Here is a 19,409-nt window from a genome sequence, read left to right on the forward strand (position 1 = left end):
GGAAGAAATTGCTGCATCATCCCGGCCAGCGCGATCATGTCGTCACCGTTCGAACCGTAACCATGGATCAAGACGACGAGTGCATTGGGACTGGAACCGGACAAGGGAGCGAGGCGAGGACCATCAAGCAGCATGGGTATTCTCTCGTTAGCGCGCCTAGTTTCAGGCGCCGAAATGACAGAAGGTTTGCATGTCGGAACACTGACCCGCGCGCAACTGTCCCCGAGGGGAGGAATTTGCGAACGGCGCACAATCGCGTTTCGTGATCGCATGTGTCGCTTGATGCGGAACGCTGATGCTCAGGTCCGTGGCTCGACCGCACCCGGGTGAAATTGCATTTGATGTAACACGGCCAGATCGGAGCTTATTGGACCTCGGGTGAGCAACCCAATCTTTTCCCTTCTCGCAGGGCTTACGTGGATTGTGCGCCCCCATCTATGTCCCGTAACCGCAGCGTTCGGGCCATTGAGCGGCGCTGAGTTGGCCCCGGCCGCATTCCAAGGACTCGCTCCGAAAGCCGCCTGGCGGCAGAAACCAGCGGTACTGCTAACTCGAAGTCGGAGCGGAATTTCGCCGGTCCACCCCAGACATCTGAAGGCTCAGGCCAAGGCGGCAGCTCGCCTGCTTTGAACGCTTCCCGGCGTTCAAAGCAGGCAAAGCTACCTCCCATTGTCGCAGCGATTACCAGTTGAAACGCAGCGATCCTACGACCGTACGGGGGCCGCCGTAGTAGCAGCTGTTGAGAAACGGGCAGGCGCTGATGTAGGTCTTGTCGAACAGGTTCGACGCATTGACGGAAGCGCTCCAGCCCTGGAGTCCGACCTTGGACAGGTCATAGCCCAGAACCGCATCGACGAGCATGAAGTTTCCGGTGCGGAAGCGCTGGAATGTCGTCACGCCGTTGATGACGGCGTAATTGGTCGTACCATCGGATCCGCTGACGTAACGAATGCCGGCGCCTAGGTTCAGGCCGGAAAGAGCACCTTCAGCGTTCGGGGACTTGCCGAAGTCGTAGGACAGGAAGCTGGAAAGATTCCACTTCGGCGTACCGAGCTGGCGCGTTCCGGTCGTGGTTGGCGTACCGCTGTTGGTGGCCGTGGCGGCGATGGCCGGCGTGCCTTCGGTGATAATGGCATCGGTATAGCTCGCGGTAGCCACTACATCGAAACCGGGAAGAACCTCGCCGCGGCCTTCGAATTCGACGCCGCGAACACGGGTCTCGCCGATCTGGATCGTCGCGTTCGCGGGAATGCCGCCTGTACCAGCGCGCGGATCGGAGACGGGATTGCCTTGACGCTTCAGCTGATAGACCGAGACGGTGAACAGAGCGTCGAGCCCCTTCGGCTGATATTTGAGACCGCCTTCATACTGATGCCCGGTGATCGGCACGAACGGCGCGGTTTCGGTCGCGGTGACATACCGCGTGCCGGCCTGCGGCTCGAAGGATTCCGAGTAGCTGAAATAAGGCGAAAGGCCGAATTCGAACTCATAGAGAGCGCCCAATCGCATGGTGAATGCGGTCTGCGCCAGCCTCGTCACGGGCGCCGCGATCGCCGCAGCGGTCGTCGGATTGAGGTTGATCGAGGTCTGCTCGTACCAATCCTGACGTCCGCTGGCGATCAGCTGCAAGCGGCCGATCGACATCTGGTCCTGGAAATAGAGTCCGACCTGATCGCGCTTGCCGTACGTGTTGGTGTAATTCGGCGATAACACGGTGAGATCGAGGCTCGGCAGGACACCGCCATAGACCGTTGCGAAGAGCTTCAGGTTGGGGATGCTCGTGAGCGGATTGCTCGTCTGTCCGCTGTTGAATTGCTGGACATTCTCACCGGTGATGCGCTGGTAATCGAGGCCCACCAGCAGATTGTGCTGGATGAAGCCGGTCTTGAACTTTGCATTCAGGTGATTGTCCAGGGTGAGCGTATCGAAGTCCTCGTCGGCGCCGCCGCCGCCGCGGATGATCGTGGAGTAATCACTGTTTCGGTTCGTTCCCGTACCCGTTGTCGCGAACCCTGAGGTATAGATCTGACGATAGGACAGCTTGTTGTTCTGATATCGGAAATTGGACGCGAAGCTGAGATGTTCGTCGAAGTCGTGCCGGAAGAATGCCGCGATCGATTTCGCCTTGTGATCGTAGCGCTCATATCCCGGATCGCCGGTGTTCATGTTGCGCGGAATCTTGCCGGCCGGATTAGGCAGGACGGTACCGGCAGCAGGCGTTCCGGAATAACCGCCGCCGTGCGGCGTGTGCTGATAGGTAGCGATCAGCGTCAGGCTGGTGGCACTATCCGGAGAGAAGGTCAGCATCGGGCTGACATGCCAACGTTCGCTGAAGGTGCCCTGGGCAAGATTGTCGCCCTTTTGCCATCCACCGACGAGCCGGGCCTTGAGCCTTCCTTCACTATCGAGCGGCTGATTGACATCGCCCGCGATACGGAACGTATCGTAGTTCCCAACCTGGCCCTCGAACCGGCCGAAAGCGTCGGCCTCCGGCATCTTGCTGGTGAGGTTGACCAAGCCGCCCGGTGTGGAATTGCCGTAGAGGACGGAGGCCGGACCTTTCACCACGTCGATATGGTCGACCCGATTGAAATCGATCTGCGGCGTCGAGTAAGGCCCTGCGATAAGCCGCATGCCATCGAGGAACACGCCGGGGGCGAAACCGCGCAAAACCAACTGATCGTAGCGCGTCGCCATGGCACCGCGCTGGTTGGTGGAGACGCCCGCGACATAACCCAGCGCCTCATTGATCGACAGGGCATTGCGGCGGGTCAATTCCTCCCGGTCGATAATGGTGATGCTCTGGGGTGTGGCGATGAGCGGCGTATCCGTCTTCGTACCGGTGCTGGTCTTGTTGTCGCTCAGGCCGGTAACGATGATCGTATCCGGGTTGGCACTTGCTTCGTCTGCGTCCTCGGCCCACGCCAGACCCGGAACAAACAGCAAGGAAGCTGCAGAGGCTGCAAGCAGCGCCCCCTTCGAATGGTGTCGCACGATTTCCCCTATTGCAAATGCAAATGATTCGCATTCACCTACGGGGCGTTGGTTCTACATGCAATAGAGCAGGGTAACGGACCTAGGACCCGAGGCTTCGACCGGCCGAGTGAAATCTTCAAATGCGCTTACAGGACAGAGCACTCTTATGTTAATTTTGAGGGCCGGACGGGCGAAGTCCGCCTTAGTCCAACGTTAGCCGCCCTTCACGCAGCCGTTGCGGCTTCCTGAAAAGAGGCGTTCGTTGTCTCGATCGTACCTGAACCGATGGAAGATATGGACCGGTTGGATCGAGGCCCGCTGTCGCCGGTTTATTGGGGGCCTCTCAGTTTCCGGTGGCGGAGCCGAGTTTCGCGTGGGCAGACACTATAGGTCGAGGGACCACGTTTCGCTTTCGATATCTTGCCCGAAGTGGCGCTCGCGTTTCGTTTCGCACCGTGTAAAACCGGCTCGCTCGTAGAGCCGGCGCGCCGGAGCAAGTTGACCATCGGTCCACAAATCAAGTCGCTTGTAACCCGCTGCCCTTGCACGCTCGACGCAGACGTTCACCAGTTGCTTCCCCACGCCTGCGCCGCGAGCCTCAGGCTCCACATAGAGCAACCGCAACTTGCCGACGCTGGGCTCGCCGCCATTTACGAGGAAAATGGATCCGGCCATTTTTCCGTCCAGTTCAGCAATCCAGGCGCCATCATGCTCGGGATCGAATGTCTGATGGAAGTCTGCGAGGATCTGCGCGATCAGCGCTTCATAGCTGCTGTCGTAGCCATATTCGGCGGCGTACAGGATCGCTTGCCGATGGACGATCAGCCCGATGTCGCCGGGTCGCAATCCGCGTAAGAGCAACGTCGGCGCAGGATTCATTTCGAACATGTCGCGGATTGAAGCTGCCGCGCCGAGCAATCGGCTACGACGATGCAGCGGCAGTTCATCAAGGAGACCGCGCACTCCACTGCGAGCCCCCTCCTCAAGCTCGTTGAAAGCGGCAATGCCTTCCGGGGTGAGTTCGAGTAGTTGATGTCGTCCATGCTCAGGATCCTCGCGCGCAACCACAAGGCCCCGCTCGCCAAACCGCTTCAGTGTCCGGCTCATTTGAGCACGATCGAGATTGAGTGACCTCGCAATTTCAGCGGCTGTCGGCGCATCACGATGGGCCAACTCGAACAGGATACGTGCCTCGCTCAGCGTGAACGGGCTACTGCCGAGGCGGGCGTCGAGCAGGCCCAACCGGGCCGTATAGGTTCTATTAAAAGAGCGAAGGAGCTCGACATCGGCGGCTGTAGAAGGAGGCATTGGAATTCACTCACGAACATTGTTGACCCTATCAACATCGCTCATGTTGTTGACTGAGTCAACATCAAGCCAGACTCCGTGCCAACAGGAAACCCGTACCACGTTGGCATACACGCCGATCACAGGATGAGAATGGCTGATTCCAGCATCCTTTTTGGGATCAATGTACGGCGATGCACCGGCGAGTCCTGCGGCAGGCCGGCTGGACAAGCCGACCCGACGCAGTTTCCGCCAGAGACTTATTCCGATGCGACAACACCGGAATCTTCGACAGGCGCTTTTTCGTTTTCATAAGAAGCGTCGAGGACATGGCGCGAAAACCAGTCCATCTGCACGTTGATCTGGAAAAGCCTGTGCCGCAGTTCCCGGAAATTGTGCGGCTCTCGCGGTGCCAGGTAGAGGGCGGCCTCCACCCCGAGCGCCGAAAGCGCGCGGTAGTACATCACCGATTGGGCAGAAGGCACGCGTTCGTCCTCGGCCCCGGCAAGAATGAGCGTGGGCGTCTTGACCTTGTCGACGGCGGCCAGCGGCGAATAATCCTGGTAGAGGTCCCGCCGGGCGGTCGTGCCGTAGGGCGGGGTCACGAACCATTCCTTGCGCTGCCAGCGCGTGTCGGAACCCAGATACATCGAGGGCCAGTCGACCGCTCCGGCACCGACCACCGCAGCCTTGAAGCGGTCCGTCACCGTCTCCAGTCGCGCGGTCATGTGTCCCCCGGCGCTCCAGCCCATCATGCCGAGCCGGTCCGGATCGGTCATGCCGCGACGGACCAGTTCGTCGACACCGGACAGCACGTCCTTGTCGGCATGGCGGAAGTAGCCCGCATTCATGCCCTGGAGGAATGCGTCACCGTAGCCGGTTCCGCCCCGGTAATTGACGCTGAGCACCAGCACGCCCCGCGCCGACAGCAGCGGCAGGAATCGGCCATAGGCAAAGACGTTGAACTGGTCCGCCGAGCGCGGGCCGCCGTGGCTCTGCACGATCGTGGGATAAGCGCGGCCAGGCGCGTAATCGAGCGGGTATGTGACGAGGCCTTCCAGCGCCTGCCCGTCCGGAGCGGTCCAGCGGATCGCTTCCTGACGCGGCAGGCGAAAACGCCGGGCAATGTCGTCGTTGAGGTGCGTCATCCGCACCGGGCGTGGATTTCGTGGATCGATCCGCACCACTTCCTCAGGCTGGAGCGCGCTGCGTTCGGTATAGGCAAGCGTTCGCCCATCGCGGGACAGGGCAATGCCGGAAATCACGCTGTCTCCGCCTGCCAGCTTGCGCCAGCGACCTCCGGAGGCCGCCACCGCGTAAAGCCCGGTGCGCACGCCTTCCTGTGCGGTGAAATAGATCGTGCGGCTGTCGGCAGACCACACGGCTTCTTCGATTGCCCAGGCCGGACCGTCCGCGAGTTCGCGGATTTTCCCGTCAGCCAGATCTACCACGAAGAGATTGGCGTTGAACGTGCCGTAATGCCCGTCCCGTGCATTGGCGCGGAACAGCGCCGTGTGGCCGTCCGGCGAGAGGCGGGCACCCATTTCCTGATAGTCGTTGTCGGTCAGGCGGCGATCTTCGGCGCCTTCGGCATGAACCCAGAGTTCCGAAGCGGACTGATCGTCAAGCAGCCGCGAATCTGCGCGGCGATAGAGCAGTACGCGGCCATCGGCGGACAAGTCGAAGCCGCGCACCTCGAAGTCACCGACGATGACCTTTTCGGCTTTGCCGGTCGCCAGATCCGCCTTCCACAGCGCGCGGCGGATTCCGGGAGTCTCGAAGGCGAACATGTCGTCGCGCGCCTTCTTGCGCGCGGCGAGCTCCTTGTCGTCGGGTAGGTTCGCCAGGAAGTAGATCGACTTGCCGTCCCCGGACCAGACGAGATCGGCGGGAGCGGTGTGCAACGTGGTGAGCTTGCGGGATTCTCCGCCGTCGGCGGGCAGCAGGTAGATCTGGCTCCCCTTGTCGCCATCGCGCCGGTCGACGAAGGCAATGGTCCGGCCGTCCGGCGACCATGCCGCGCTCGTACCGCCATTCCCCAGCATGCGGCGCGCCTTGCCGGACGCTGTATCGACGCTCCACAGCTCGGTCTTCGCGCGGTTCTTCTGCCAGTCCGCCTGCGTCACCCTGTAGAGAATGGACGAACCGTCATTCGCGGGAAGCGAACTGCCTGCCCGCGCGATGCTGAGGAGATCGACAGCCCCCATCGTCGCCGGTTCTCCTGCCCAGGCGGGAGCGGTGGACAGACCGGCGATCAGAAGGGCGGAGGGGAACAGGCGGGAAACGGCGATCATGGACATCTCGAAAAATGGGCCCGGCGGTGCAATGGCGCCGACGGAAAAGGATGGATTGTCGGGAGGTACGGTGAGGAGGCATCGCCTCCTCACCGGTCATCGGCTCAGAACTGGAACTGGGCCCCGAGCGTGAAGGCCCGGCCGCTCACGCCATAGACAGAGTTGTAGTTGTACTTGCTGCCGCTATCCGTTCCATCGGGAAGGAAGGGTCCGTACTTGTTGAACACATTGCGGATCGAACCGTATATGCGCAGGTTCGGATTGTTGAGCGGCGGCGTGATCCGGAAGCTCAGGTCATGCCGCCAGAACTCCGGGACATGCAGGAACATCGCGTCGGTGATGCCCGCAGCGGCATACATGGCCACCGCATCGTTGCTGTCCACGGCCTTGCCGATGTAGACGGTGGTCCACTTCAGCATGAACTGCTTCGAACTCCATTCGACACTTCCCTTGGCGGTGTCCTTCGAAGTACCGACTTCGCCGAGCCAGTCGTCCGACGACTGGCTGGCAATGCCCTGGTATTTCGTACCGAGTTCGAGACGGTGGTTATAGTTCAGCGACAACCGGACACGGCCCGGGATCACCTCGGGGCGGAACTGGAAGGCCAGCGCCACATCGATGCCGCGCGCGCGCAGTTCGTCCAGGTTTTCCTGCTCGTTGACCAGCCGCGTAATCTGGCCTTCCGCATCGCGGGTGATGGCATCGCAGAAACGGTTACCGTAGCCGTTCGTGTCCGAATAGCATTCCAACATCTGATTGGTGTTGGAAAGCGCGGAAATGGCATCCTTAACCTTGATGTCGTAGTAATCGACGCTTGCCTGCAGTCCGGGAAGGAAACCGGGGTTCACGACCACGCCGGCAGTGAAGGTGTAAGCGGTTTCCTGCTTGAGATCGGCATTGCCGGAATTGGGTGCGTTGACGTTGGTGCTGTCCTGCCGGAACACACCGTCCGCTGCGATCGCCGCGGCGATCCCCGGGTTGGCGCGGCAATTGTCGGCGATCGTTCCGACAGCGGTCGCCGTGACCCCGCTACAAAGATCGACGACAGTGTCATAGTCATCGCGGGGCGGCGAGTAGAGTTCCGTCGTGTCCGGTGCGCGCTGGGCACGGCTGAACGTGGTGCGCAGGTTCATGCCGCGCACCGGTTCCCACTGGGCGCCGGCCCGATAGCTCACCGTGGTGCCCACGCCGGAAAGGTTGTAGCGGGCCACGCGCAGGGCGCCGTCTACGCTGAGGCTATGCACGAGCGGCAGATCGCGCAGCAGCGGCACGTTGGCTTCCGCATAGGCCTCACCGACTTTCACCGTGCCCGCATATTCAGGAATATAGGCGAAATTGCTGAATCCGCTGGCCGTCAGTTCGTCGGTATGCGTTTCGGTATGATCGCGGCGCAGTTCGAACCCGGTCGCGATCTGCACCGGCCCCGCCGGCAGTTCGAACAGCGTGCCGGTGAGATTGCCGCTCAGCGTGTGCTGGCTGTTGATCGATTGATACCAGACGTCACCGCGAATATAGTCGGCCGCGGCGTCGCTGATCGAACCGACACCGAACAGGTCGAGCGGCACACAGCCCCCTGCCCGCGCGGCCTCGTCGGCGCAGGCGATAGAACCGTCGGCAAGCTTCGTCGCATCAAGCGCATACTGGACGTGCTGGAAATTTACGCCGTTGGTGCGCACCTGGTTCTGCTCGAAGCGACCGAAACCATAAGTGACGTCCCAGTTCCAGTCGCCGAACACGGTGCCTTCGAACCCGGCCCAGGCACGCCAGGTCTCGCGCTTGTTGTCGATCGCCATCTGGCCGAGTTCGGTAAGCCGGCGGCGAAAATCGATCCCCGAACTCGTCGAAGCTGTAGCGATCACCGAGGGCACCAGAGGATTGCTACGCGAAATGCGGCCCAGCGTGTACTCATCGTCGACGCCGTAAGTCGACGAATTATAGATGTAATAGGGTTCGCGAACGGAATTGGTGGTGATCCGCGAATAGAGCACTGTCGCCTTGAACTTCAGGCTGTCGCTGAATTCATAGCCGAGCTTGCCCGCCGCGCTGATGCTTTCGCGCGGGACGATCAGGGTGCCGCCAGTGCGGGAATCGTAGCCGTTCTTTTCGGTGACGAAGTCGGAGTGCATACCCGTTTCGTCATAGTAGTAGGCGCCCCGGCTGCTGAGAAAGCGTCCGCCCGGCGTATAGGTGCTCAGGTCAGGTGACGAGACCGTATTGCTGGAGGGGTCATAGCTGACCGATTCCAGCGCCCAGTCGCGATCTTTCGCGCGCAGGGCATACTGCTTCTCGTAAGTCCCGGTGGCCATGACATAGAGGCGGTCGTCGAGGAACTTTCCCCCCGCCGCGAGCGAGTATTCGGTCCCGTCGCCGCCGCCGTCGTTGGTCGCGGTGCCCGCCACCCTGCCCTTGATCCCGGTGAGGTTGCTGTCGGTCATGATGTTGACCACCCCGGCGATGGCATCGGAGCCATAGACGGCAGAAGCGCCGCCGGTGCTCACGTCGATGCGGTCGACCAGAAAGGTCGGGATCGTGCTGAGGCTGACGGCGTTCGAATTGCCAACGTTGGATACCGTGCGATGTCCGTCGATCAGCGTCAGCGTGCGGTTCTGGCCCAGGCCGCGCAGGCTGACCGTCGAAAGGCCGTTGGTCTGGGTCGAAGTCTGGCCAGCCGAGAGGTTGAGCCCCTGATCGACGCCCGGTATGTCCTGAAGGGCTTCGGCCAGATCGCGATAGCCGTGCTCGGAGATGTCCTCCTTCTGGAGCGCGACCACGGGGATCGGGGAGTCGAATTCGGTGCGGCGGATGCGCGAACCCGTCACGACCAGTTCGGGCATCGGCGCGCTGTCGTCATCGGCGGCGGCGACCGTCTCCGCTGCGGGGGTCGGGACGAGTTCCGGCCTGCGCACGATGAAGACGCCCGACGCGCCCTGCTCCACGGTCAGGCCCGTGCCCCGCAGCAATTGCGTCAAGGCGCTGCGCGCGGAGAAGCTGCCTTTCAGAGCCTCGGACTTGCGTCCCTTGACACTCGCGCCATCGAAAATGACCTGCTGGTGCGCGGCGGAAGCGACACTGCGCAGCGCACCTGCAAGGCTTTGCGCCGGAATATCGAAGTCGATGCGCTGTTCCTGCGCGAAAGCCGGCGCAGCCTGAACCATCAGCACCGCAGTCACGACGCTTCCCGCACCCCAACGGGATGCAGAACGAAATTTCCCCATTTTTGGCGACCCCTATTTGATTGATTGTTGCCGAACGGTGAGACGCACGGCCGGAACCGAAGGACAGAAAAAAGTTCCCGAATTTTTTCGCGCGGAGATTCTTTTTCCTTATGCGCCCTAGCGCTTCCCGATCCGCCATCCTCCGTCAGCCGCGCGGATCCGCACCGGATAGAGGGCGGAAACGCCATCGACAAAGGCCCCGGCATCGCCAGCCCGGAATACCCCGTTCACCACCAGAGCCCCGGTCTGCTCATCCGCGATCTCGATGCGCTGGCGCGAATAGCGGTTCACACGTGCCACGGCGTCGGCAAGTGTCTCGTTCTCGAAAATCAGTTCGCCGTCCTGCCACGCTTCTCCCGCCGCCATCTGGAACGCAGCGACCTTGGGCGGTTCGCTTCCCTCGGCCAACGCGACCATTTCGTTGCCGGGTGTCAGCTGCGGCTGGGTCGCCAATCGGCGAGGTCGAAACCGCTCGTTCTGCTCGATGCCGCGTCCCGCCGTTCGGTTGACCACGGCGACGTGCCCCTCGAACAATTGAACGTGCACGGCCTTGCCCAGCAACTCGACGGAGAACGACGTACCTGTCGCAACGACGATCCGGTTACCCGCGGTTACCGTGAAGGGCCGCAAGGGATCCTTGGCGACATTGAAGCGGGCCCGTCCACGCGTCAGGACCAACGAACGCCGATAGTGGCCAAGATCGACATCCACCGCCGAATCTCCGTCGAGCGCGAGTTGCGACCCGTCATCCAGCAGCACGACGCGTTGCTCGCCGATACCCGTGACGTAATGCTGCGAGCGGGTACCCAGCACCGAAAGAATGCCCAGGAAGCCCAGCAGCAGCGATGCGGCAAGCGCGACCACGAACAGCGACCGGCGGACTTCGCCGCGTCGGCGCCCCTGGTTGTCGCGGTCTTCGTAGTCGCAAAGCGCAGCGGTACGCAGGCTGATGATCTCCGGCTCCTCGGCAAGACCGTCCAGCGCGCGGGACATGCGCGCCATGTCGGCAAAGACATCGGCATTTTCGGGCACGGCCAGCCAGTTATCGAACTGCGCCTGCTCGGTCTCGGTCAAAGAGCCCTCGGTCAGGCAAAGATACCAGAACGCGGCCTCTTCTGCGCGCGGATCGACGGTATCGGGGATGATGAAATCCTTCATTTACCGTCTCCCATCCGGGAAGCCAGCATGGCCATGGCCTTTGCGATCTGCTGCTTGACGGCACTTTTCGAGATGCCGTAGCGCTCGGCAATAGTATCCTGGCTGAGTTGCTCGAACTTGTAGAGGACGAACATCGTCCGCGTCCGTTCCGGCAGCGCCTCCAGCGCGCCGATCAGGTGTTCGACCCCTTGGCGCCCGCTCGCAATTGCATGGGGATCGACAAATTCGACGTCGCGCCGCTCCTCGGCCTCGACGAAATGGCGATAGCGTTCACGCACCCGGTATCGCCGATGCCGATCGGCCAGCAGGTTCGCGGCAATCTGGAACACGAATGCGTCGGGATGAGCAGCACCGGCCTCGTGCCGCAGCATGCGTTCGAAGACCTCCTGCGTGAGATCCTCGGCCTCTGCGCGATCCCCGATCCTGCGCGCAAAGAACGACATCAGCACCCGTCGCCAGCGCCGGTCGAACTCTCCGATGTCATTACGTGGCTGGGCCCGCACCCTCGATCTCCTTGGTCAGCGCCAAGTGAGACGCGCGAGGCGCGGTTAAGGACAGCATTCAAGGCTTGCAAGGCTCCCCGGCGTGCGATGCCAGATGCGGTCCGTCCGCGATTCCAGCAGTTCACGAACACCGCACGCTGTTCCAAGGCGGATGTTGGAACGGCGATTTACGCCAATACCGGCCACTCGCTCGTCGAAAGCGGCTGGGCTGCTCATCAGGCGTAGCCACGGGGACTGTTGAACGTCGTACATCATGACAAGACTTATGCTTCGGCGCTTTCCATGTCCGTGGTTGATTGATGTACTGATTCGCTCGCTCCCCGCGCGCGTTCACCGATCTTACCGGTGCAAAAATGGATACTTTAATCGGGAAGGACGCCATCCACGAGAGGTGCGGCTTTCTGCCAAGCTCGTTGAACATGGTCTAGACACTACGCCGAGGCGAAATTCCCTGCCCTTTGCATAATCGCAAAGCAATTTTTTATTGCTATTGCGATTGATTTGCAATCTTGTCTAAAGAGGCGCCCATGTCGGGTCGGGCAAGAATACTGCCGGGAATCATACAACCGCGCTCTTCCGGGCCGGGCGGACGGCTGTTCGCAATGCTGATCACCGGTTTCGTGCACCTGCTGGCCGTGAGCTTGGCTATACTGGGCCAGTTCCAGATCGCTCCGACAACAGCGCCAACTTCCGTCGAACGCATCGTTCTCGTTTCCTCTTCGCCGGACGAGCCGACGCCGAAGCCACACGCCCCCTTGCTGGCCGATCTTCCGCCTGCAGATACGGCGAGCGCTGTCCAGCCGCGCCCCCTGCCAAAACCGGCGGCCCTGCCGATCGCCCGATCGCGCGAAGTCGTGATCCCGCTTCCCGCCTCTATCGAGCCTGAGGCCGCGCACCCGATAACGGGCACGCAGCGCCAGCCGAGCGATGTCGTACAGGAGTACCGCCAGGCTCTGTTCGACAAGCTGGCCGACCAGCGGCACTATCCGGAAGCGGCCCGCCTCCGCCGCCATCAGGGGGACGGTGCGGTGCTGTTCCGGATCGATCGCAGTGGCGCACTGCTTGAGACGTCGATGGAACGTTCAACCGGCCGCGCCATGCTCGATCATGCCGCGCTGTCGCAGGTGCGCCGCGCGGCGCCCTTTCCGGCGATCCCGCCCGAGTTGCCGGATGAACTCGCCGTTTCCATGCCGCTCCGGTTTCTGATCGCGCCTCCCGGCAGGCAGATCGCCGAGCGCTGACGGTGAAAACGCTTGCCCTTCTCGCGCGGCACCGCACCGCGCTTCTGGCCAGCGTGCGGCGCCGTGTCCGCCCCCCGGTGGAGCCTGCCGATATCGTGCAGGAAGCCTTCGTCCGCGCCATCCCCGCGATAGAGGCCGGGCGCGTGATCGATGTCCATGCCTTCGTCCACGGCATCGCGCGCAACCTCAGCGCCGAGGCCATGCGCCAGCAGCAGCGCTGGTCGCGCTGGCTGATCGACGCGGATCACACCGACCATATCGCCGACGACGCCCCTTCCCCCGAAGCCCATGCCGCCGGGCGCAGCGAACTGGACCAGCTGCATGGCGCGATGGCCACCCTGCCCCCGCGCTGCCGAGAGATCTTCGCGATGCGCCATGTCGAACTTCTCGAAAAGGCGGAGATCGCTAACCGGCTGGGCATTCACGTCAAGCAGGTGGAAAAGCAGCTTCGCCATGCCCTCATGCTGTGCGCACGCATCCTGGGTGAACAGGGGTAGGTCGATTAAAATGCAGACGCAGGGCTCCAGATCGCCACGAACTCCGACAATCCCTATGAGGCTGCGGAACCACGCCGTCTCGATCGAGGTCAGGGATGAGGTGAGCGATGTCGATTGAAGACAACCTGGACGCATCGATCGCCACGCCGGAAGAGCGGGCGGCGGACTGGATCGTCCGTCAGGACGGCACCGTGCTGGATGATGCAGAACAGGCCGCCTTCGCCGTCTGGCTGGCAATGCCGGAGAACCGCCGCGAGTACGATCGGCAGCACGCGGTCTGGCAACGCTATTCCCGTATGGCTTCGCTGCCCGTCCCTATCGACGAGGCCCCCAATCGCCCTGCCCGGCGGACCAGCGTCTGGCGCCGCGCCCGCCCAGCACTCCGCCGCCGCTCCGCTATCCTGTCCGCCGTCGCCGCATCTGTTGCCTTGGCGATGGTCGGCCTGGTGGAAGACTGGCCGACCCGGCTGCGCGCGGACTACACCACCGGTATCGGGGAAAGGCACAGTATCACCCTGCCCGACGGCTCCGTCGCGATTCTGGCGCCAAGTTCGGCGCTCGCCTTCGATCGGTCCGGAGAGGCGCGTGTCGCCCGGTTGCTGGGCGGCGCGGCGCAGTTCGAAGTGGCGCCGGATCCGCGCCATCCGTTCCGGGTCGAGGCCGCAGCGGGCAGCGTGACAGCGCTGGGCACCGTCTTCTCGGTGCGGGAGGATGGGGATGGTCCCGAAGTGGCCGTCCTGCAGCACAGCGTCGCCATCCGCACCGCCGGCGGGAAGGCGGCTGTGGTGCATGAAGGCGAGACCACCCGCTTCACGGCACAGGCCGTCTCCCGACCCATCCGCACCGATGTGCTTGCGCAAACCGCCTGGACGCGGGGCAAGCTGATCGTGTTCGATCAGCCGCTCGGCGAAGTCGTGGCGACCATCGGCCGACAGCGGCGCGGTTACTGGACCGTGCGCGGCGAGGCGGCGAACCTGCGGGTGAACGGGGTCTACGATCTCGACCATCCGCTTGCCGCGCTCGATGCTCTGGAAAAGACGCTGAATCTGCGCTCTCTGCGCCTCTCCAACAGGTTCATCGTCATCACCCGCTGAACGCGGAAGCCACGCGCCGCAAATTTTTTCGTCGCAGGTAGGTTCCAAACGCCGCTCCCCTCCGTCTTTCATAATGATAGTGCGTCGCAACAGCGGTTAAATGCACTCGGGGTTTATAGGGGTTATCAGGAATGAAGCGATTTTCCGGGCGTGCGCTGCTGGCCGCCGGGTGGGCCGGCACGACGATACTGACGGCGGCCGTTCTGTGTGGCCCCGCCCACGCCGAGCAGGTCGAAGTCACACGCCAGTACGAGATCCCCGCCGGATCGCTCGCCCAGGCTCTGAACCGCTTTGCCGACCAGAGCGATGTACAGATTTCCTACGAAGGACGCCTCACCGAAGGCCGTACGACACAAGGGCTGCGTGGCACTTTCGCCCCGCGGGAGGCGCTGTCCCGCCTGCTGGCAGGCTCCGGACTGGTGGCGCGCACTCCGGACGCCCGCACCGTGACGATCGTACCGGCAACAGTCGGCCGTCTGGACCTGGACCCGATGCGCATACAGGCCGTCGCCTATTCCGGGACCGGCGACGATGACATGGGCAGCACCAGTCTCGGCCGGGAAGCCGCACGGGAGAATTCCACTATCGTCGTGAACGGGCAACATGTCTCGCCCAATTTCGAGGCGGGCATCGGCCCATGGGGATCGCGCAGCATCGCCGATACCCCCTATTCGGTCACGGTCATGTCCAGCGAGCAGATCGAGAACACCATCGCTCGCGATCTGGACCAGCTCTACAAGATGAACCCGGTGGTGCAGACCAACGCGCCCTCGACGATCTTCGGCTATCCCAACGTCCGTATCCGCGGCTTCGACAGCAGCACCGGCATCGTCGATGGCGTGCGCTTGTCGTCCTATACTTATGGCCTTTCGACCGAGGAAATCGAGAAGGTCGAAGTCATGAACGGTCTGTCGGGCTTTCTCTATGGCTCCGGCAATGTCGGCGGTGTGTCGAACTACGTCCTCAAGCGACCGACATACGAGACGCTCGCCAATGTGGCGGTGGGTAACTACGGCGGCAGCCAGTATTTCGGACATGTCGATCTGGGCGGGAAGATCACCAGCGACGACACCCTGGCATTTCGTTTCAACGGCGCTTACGCGAACGGCGGCACGTCGAAGGACGATCAGCACCTGAAGAAGTGGCTGGTGAGCGGTGCGCTGGACTGGAACGTCACCAGCGACCTGCTGGTGCAACTGGAAGCCGCCCACACTTATTGGCATCTCGACCGGGTCGATACGCGCTTCTACACCAACGGCCTCGGCTACTGGCCTGCTGCCTACGACAACTCCAAGACCTATACGCCCGGCTGGACCTACAACCAGACAACCTCCGATCGCATCGGCGTCAACCTGAAATACAAGATCAGCGATGCGGTCTCGCTGCGGTCGGCCTACATGTACAAGGAGGATGAGCGCGAATACGTGATCATCTATCCGATCGACACGCCTACCGGCTGGTCGACCTACAACATCTCCAAGACCTTCCCCTACGACACGATTTCACAGGGTGCCTACACGTACCTTGACGTGGCCGTCGACACCGGCCCGATCGCGCACAAGCTGACGATCGGCGGTTCCTGGGACACCTACAAGGAAGTGCGCCATGTCGTCGGCAACGTGCCGGGCACTTATGCCGACGGAATCACCCCCTATCCCGCCGGGTCCGGACTGACGCTGGACGAACTGCTCAACATGCAGACTCCGCGCTTCGACGGCGATCCGGGGCCGCTCTACAAGGCTAGTTCCTCGAACAACTTCAATGCGATCGTCGGTGACGACATCACCTTCACCGACACCCTGAGCGCGCTTGTCGGCTTCAACTACAGCACGATCCGCACGCGCAGCTATTCCATCCCGTCGGTAAACAAGGCCCCCACCGGCTACCGGAAGTCCGCGCTTACGCCCACCGTCTCGCTGATTTACAAGCCGGTTCCGGCACTGACGACTTATGCCAGCTACATGGAAGCGATGGAGGCAGGCACGATCGTTCCCAACGACGAAACGATCTACACCAACCCCGGCGAAGTGATGGACCCGATCATCTCCAGGCAATTCGAGGTCGGCGCCAAGTACGCTTTCTCCGGCAGGCTGCTGCTGACCTCTGCTTTGTTCCGCATCGAGAAGGCCAACAGCTACAGCGAAACCGGCAGCGACAATATGGTCACCGTCAGGCAGGATGGACGGCAGGTTCATCAGGGCGTCGAACTGACCGTGGACGGCCAAGTCACGGATAACCTGCGGATCGTGGCGGGCGGCACGTGGATGGACCTGGGAATCGAAAAGTCCACCCCCGCGCTCAGGGGCAAGAAGCCGATCGGGTCGTCGGCCTTGATGGCCAAGGCCTCGCTGGAATACACGATCCCCGCCGCGGACGGCCTCGTGCTGTCGGGCGGCGCCTACTACTCCGGCTCGAAGTACCAGGACGCCGCGAATGCCAACCGGATCGACGGCTACACCCTGTTCGATGCCGGCATCCGTTATCGCACCGAAGCGCTGGGGCGGCCGACCACCTTCAACCTCTACGTCAGCAACCTGACCAACAAGGACTACTGGTCCTCGTACTGGCAACTGGGCCTGCCGCGCACGATCGCGTTCTCGGCGCGGACGGAATTCTAAGAAGGCGGACGGGTGAGGATGCCATCATGAAGCAAGGTTTCCGCCAGTCGATGGCGTGGCTGCATACCTGGGTCGGGCTGGTTCCGGGCTGGATCCTCTACATCGTCTTCCTGTTCGGGACGGTAGCGTTCTTCCAGCACGAGATCGACGCCTGGATGCGGCCCGAACTGCCTTCGGGCACGGCCGTCAGCCCGCGCGCGCTCGATGCCGCCGACGCGCTCCTGCGCCGCCGCGGTGCCGGGGCGGAAGGCTGGAACGTGTCCCTCCCCAGCGTGCGTGGCGGCAGTGGACTGTCGGTATCCTGGAGCGTGCCGGGACAAGACCGTCACGACCGCAAGGAAATCACGCTCGATCCGCAGACCGGACGCGAACTGGCCGTGCGCGAGACGCGCGGCGGCTTCTTCCTCTACCGCATGCACTTCGACCTGCATTACATCTCGGTGCGCTGGGGACGCTATCTGGTCTGCGTGGCTGCGCTGGCCATGCTGGTGGCGATCCTGTCCGGTGTGGTAACGCACAAGAAGATCTTCACCGACTTCTTCCAGATGCGCTTCGGCAAGGGGCAACGCAGTTGGCTGGACGCCCATAACGCCACCGGAGTGCTGGCGCTCCCGTTCCACGTGATGATCACCTATACGGGTCTGGTCACGCTGCTGTTCACGCTGATGCCATGGGCCATCTCGGCGAACTTCCCCGATCGCGAGGCATTCTATGCCGCATCGAACCCCCGTGCGGAAGAGCGAGAGGCCAGCGGCACACCCGCACCGACCATGCCGCTGCGGCAGATCGTGGCAAAGGCGCAAGGCCAATGGGGCGGCGCCCAACCCAGCTACATCAGCATCGAGCATCCCGGCGATGCCCATGCCACGGCCCGCCTCTATCCCCAACGGACCGAGTGGGGCAATGGCAGGCGCAACGCGCTTTACATCGACGTGGCGCAGCGCCGCATCATCCCCCTGCCCGCGCCTTCGCACGGCGGGGCGAGCGCCACGCGCGAAGTCATGGTCGACCTGCACACCGCCTGGTTTGCCGGCTACGGCCTGCGCTGGCTCTATTTCCTGTCCGGTCTGGGCGGCACCGCAATGTGCGCGACGGGGCTTGCGCTGTGGTGCGTCAAGCGGCGCATCAAATTGCCCGACCCTGCCAATCCCCATTTCGGGTTCCGTCTGGTGGAGCGCCTGAACATCGGCTTCATCGCCGGGGCGCCGACGGGCATCGCGATCTATTTCCTGATGAACCGCCTGTTCCCGCTCGATCTGGTCGAGCGCGGGGGATGGGAAGTAGACAGCCTGTTCATCGCCTGGGGCGCGATCTTCGCCTGGACACTGGCGCGACCTGCAAAGCGCGCCTGGGTGGAAGCGCTGGGCACGGGCGCCCTGCTCTTCGCACTGGTCCCGGTCGTCAATGCCGTCACCACCAACCGCGGGCTTGGCCCAAGCCTCTACCGTGCCGACTGGGTCTTTGCCGGGTTCGACCTTGCGATGATCGCGTCGGCCGCCGGACTTGCCTACGCCGCGTGGAAGGTCCTGCGGCACCAGCCCAAGGCCGCGCCTGCGCGCCGCAGGCGGGCCACCGCGGAGGCCCTGGCATGATCCATTTCGCCATCGCAGTCCCTGCAATTCTGGGCTTCGCAATGCTGCTTCTGGCCATGGCGCGCCACCAGCAGGACTGGCTGCGCCGCAAGCTGACCCCGCGTACCGGCACCGCGCTGCGCCGGGGCGGGTTCGGCACGCTGGCTCTGGCCTTCGTCATCGCCGGGCTCGGCCTTGGCTGGGCATACGGCACGCTCGCCTGGTTCGGCTGGCTGAGCATGGCCGCCGTGCTGGTGCTGACGGCCCAGACCAACCGCGAGCGCATCATGCGCCTGTTTTCATGAACCCGATGTCCACGCACCCGGAACCCTCTTCGATGAACAATCCCCCGACGGCCGATCCCTCCTCTCCAGCTGCGGTCGCGGGGAGTGCGCGCCGCCACCGACTTGCGGTGGCGGCGCGCACGCTTGCGGGAACGCTGGGCGCCTACGGCCTGACGGTGCAGGCCACGGTGGTTCTTTCCTTCGTCCTGGCGCTAGTCGGCATGAACCGCGCGGAAGCGGTGATAGCGGCAACGCTCGCCAGCTTCGCGATCTTCGCCGCTATCGCGATGGCCGTCTTTCATGCCCGCAGCGCAGGTCGCGCATGTCTCTGGCTGGTTGGGACGGCAATCCCGCTGGCACTTCTGCAATGGGTGCTGAGTCCGCTTTCATGAATACACTTTCCCTGATGCTTGCAGGCGTGGCCGCTACGGTCGCCCCCACCGAAGACACGCGGCCCGTGGGCCTGGGACAGGAGGCACCGCCGGCCATGGTTCCTGTCGGTCCCGATCCGGTCTATCCGGCGGACTTCTACAAGCCGTTCCAGCCCCAGAGCGCGCTCGACATGCTGGAACGCACGCCGGGCTTCCTTCTCAGCGAAGGCACGTCCGTGCGCGGCTTCGGCAATGCCGCGGGCAACGTCCTGATCGACGGCCAGCGCCCGACCGTGAAGG

At 63.0% G+C, this 19,409-nt stretch carries 13 protein-coding genes and 1 pseudogene; 8 read left to right on the forward strand and 6 right to left on the reverse strand.

Annotated elements, in window-relative coordinates; genetic code table 11:
• Positions 1-681: 681 nt before the first annotated feature.
• From V7066_RS14040 to V7066_RS14065, 6 genes are all read right to left on the reverse strand, one after another.
• Complete coding sequence (locus tag V7066_RS14040) at positions 682-2,946, reverse strand: TonB-dependent siderophore receptor (protein ID WP_334183660.1); 2,265 nt, start codon at positions 2,944-2,946, stop codon at positions 682-684.
• 414 nt (positions 2,947-3,360) lie between these two features.
• The gene (locus tag V7066_RS14045; RefSeq protein WP_334183661.1) at positions 3,361-4,218 is read right to left on the reverse strand and encodes a bifunctional helix-turn-helix transcriptional regulator/GNAT family N-acetyltransferase; all 858 of its coding nucleotides are present in this window, start codon (positions 4,216-4,218) and stop codon (positions 3,361-3,363) included.
• 305 nt (positions 4,219-4,523) lie between these two features.
• Positions 4,524-6,557 carry a S9 family peptidase gene (locus V7066_RS14050; protein ID WP_334183662.1) on the reverse strand — a complete coding sequence of 678 codons (2,034 nt, stop codon included), beginning with the start codon at positions 6,555-6,557 and terminating at the stop codon, positions 4,524-4,526.
• 104 nt (positions 6,558-6,661) lie between these two features.
• Positions 6,662-9,727: a TonB-dependent receptor gene (locus V7066_RS14055; protein WP_334183663.1), complete on the reverse strand. Its 3,066-nt coding sequence runs from the start codon at positions 9,725-9,727 to the stop codon at positions 6,662-6,664.
• 162 nt (positions 9,728-9,889) lie between these two features.
• Complete coding sequence (locus V7066_RS14060) at positions 9,890-10,930, reverse strand: FecR family protein (RefSeq protein WP_334183664.1); 1,041 nt, start codon at positions 10,928-10,930, stop codon at positions 9,890-9,892.
• Positions 10,927-11,433, reverse strand: coding sequence for an RNA polymerase sigma factor (locus V7066_RS14065; protein ID WP_334183665.1), 507 nt, complete (start codon positions 11,431-11,433; stop codon positions 10,927-10,929). The genes V7066_RS14060 and V7066_RS14065 overlap by 4 nt, the downstream gene beginning before the upstream one ends.
• Before the next feature lie 602 nt (positions 11,434-12,035).
• On the opposite strand from V7066_RS14065, the gene V7066_RS14070 reads away from it, so the two are divergent.
• From V7066_RS14070 to V7066_RS14105, 8 genes and pseudogenes are all read left to right on the forward strand, one after another.
• Entirely contained in the window at positions 12,036-12,674 is a 639-nt protein-coding gene (locus V7066_RS14070; RefSeq protein ID WP_334183666.1) for an energy transducer TonB family protein, read from the forward strand.
• Positions 12,675-12,676: 2 nt separating this feature from the next.
• The gene (locus V7066_RS14075) at positions 12,677-13,171 is read left to right on the forward strand and encodes an RNA polymerase sigma factor (protein WP_334183667.1); all 495 of its coding nucleotides are present in this window, start codon (positions 12,677-12,679) and stop codon (positions 13,169-13,171) included.
• A 107-nt stretch (positions 13,172-13,278) separates the two neighbouring features.
• Positions 13,279-14,265, forward strand: coding sequence for a FecR family protein (locus tag V7066_RS14080; protein WP_334183668.1), 987 nt, complete (start codon positions 13,279-13,281; stop codon positions 14,263-14,265).
• Positions 14,266-14,396: 131 nt separating this feature from the next.
• Positions 14,397-16,883 (forward strand): TonB-dependent siderophore receptor, encoded by a 2,487-nt coding sequence (locus V7066_RS14085; protein WP_334183669.1) that lies wholly within the window; start codon positions 14,397-14,399, stop codon positions 16,881-16,883.
• 26 nt (positions 16,884-16,909) lie between these two features.
• The gene (locus V7066_RS14090) at positions 16,910-18,475 is read left to right on the forward strand and encodes a PepSY-associated TM helix domain-containing protein (RefSeq protein WP_334183670.1); all 1,566 of its coding nucleotides are present in this window, start codon (positions 16,910-16,912) and stop codon (positions 18,473-18,475) included.
• On the forward strand, positions 18,472-18,759 hold the full coding sequence (locus tag V7066_RS14095) for a DUF3325 domain-containing protein (RefSeq protein ID WP_334183671.1): 288 nt from the start codon (positions 18,472-18,474) through the stop codon (positions 18,757-18,759). The genes V7066_RS14090 and V7066_RS14095 overlap by 4 nt, the downstream gene beginning before the upstream one ends.
• Before the next feature lie 32 nt (positions 18,760-18,791).
• A complete protein-coding gene (locus tag V7066_RS14100; protein WP_334183672.1) occupies positions 18,792-19,130 on the forward strand; it encodes a hypothetical protein in 339 nt (112 codons plus the stop codon).
• Positions 19,127-19,409 (forward strand): annotated as a pseudogene (locus V7066_RS14105) (TonB-dependent receptor plug domain-containing protein); the annotation flags it as partial. The gene V7066_RS14100 and the pseudogene V7066_RS14105, both read left to right, overlap by 4 nt.

It is taken from the genome of Novosphingobium sp. (genome assembly GCF_036820275.1).
Taxonomy (GTDB): Bacteria; Pseudomonadota; Alphaproteobacteria; order Sphingomonadales; family Sphingomonadaceae; genus Novosphingobium.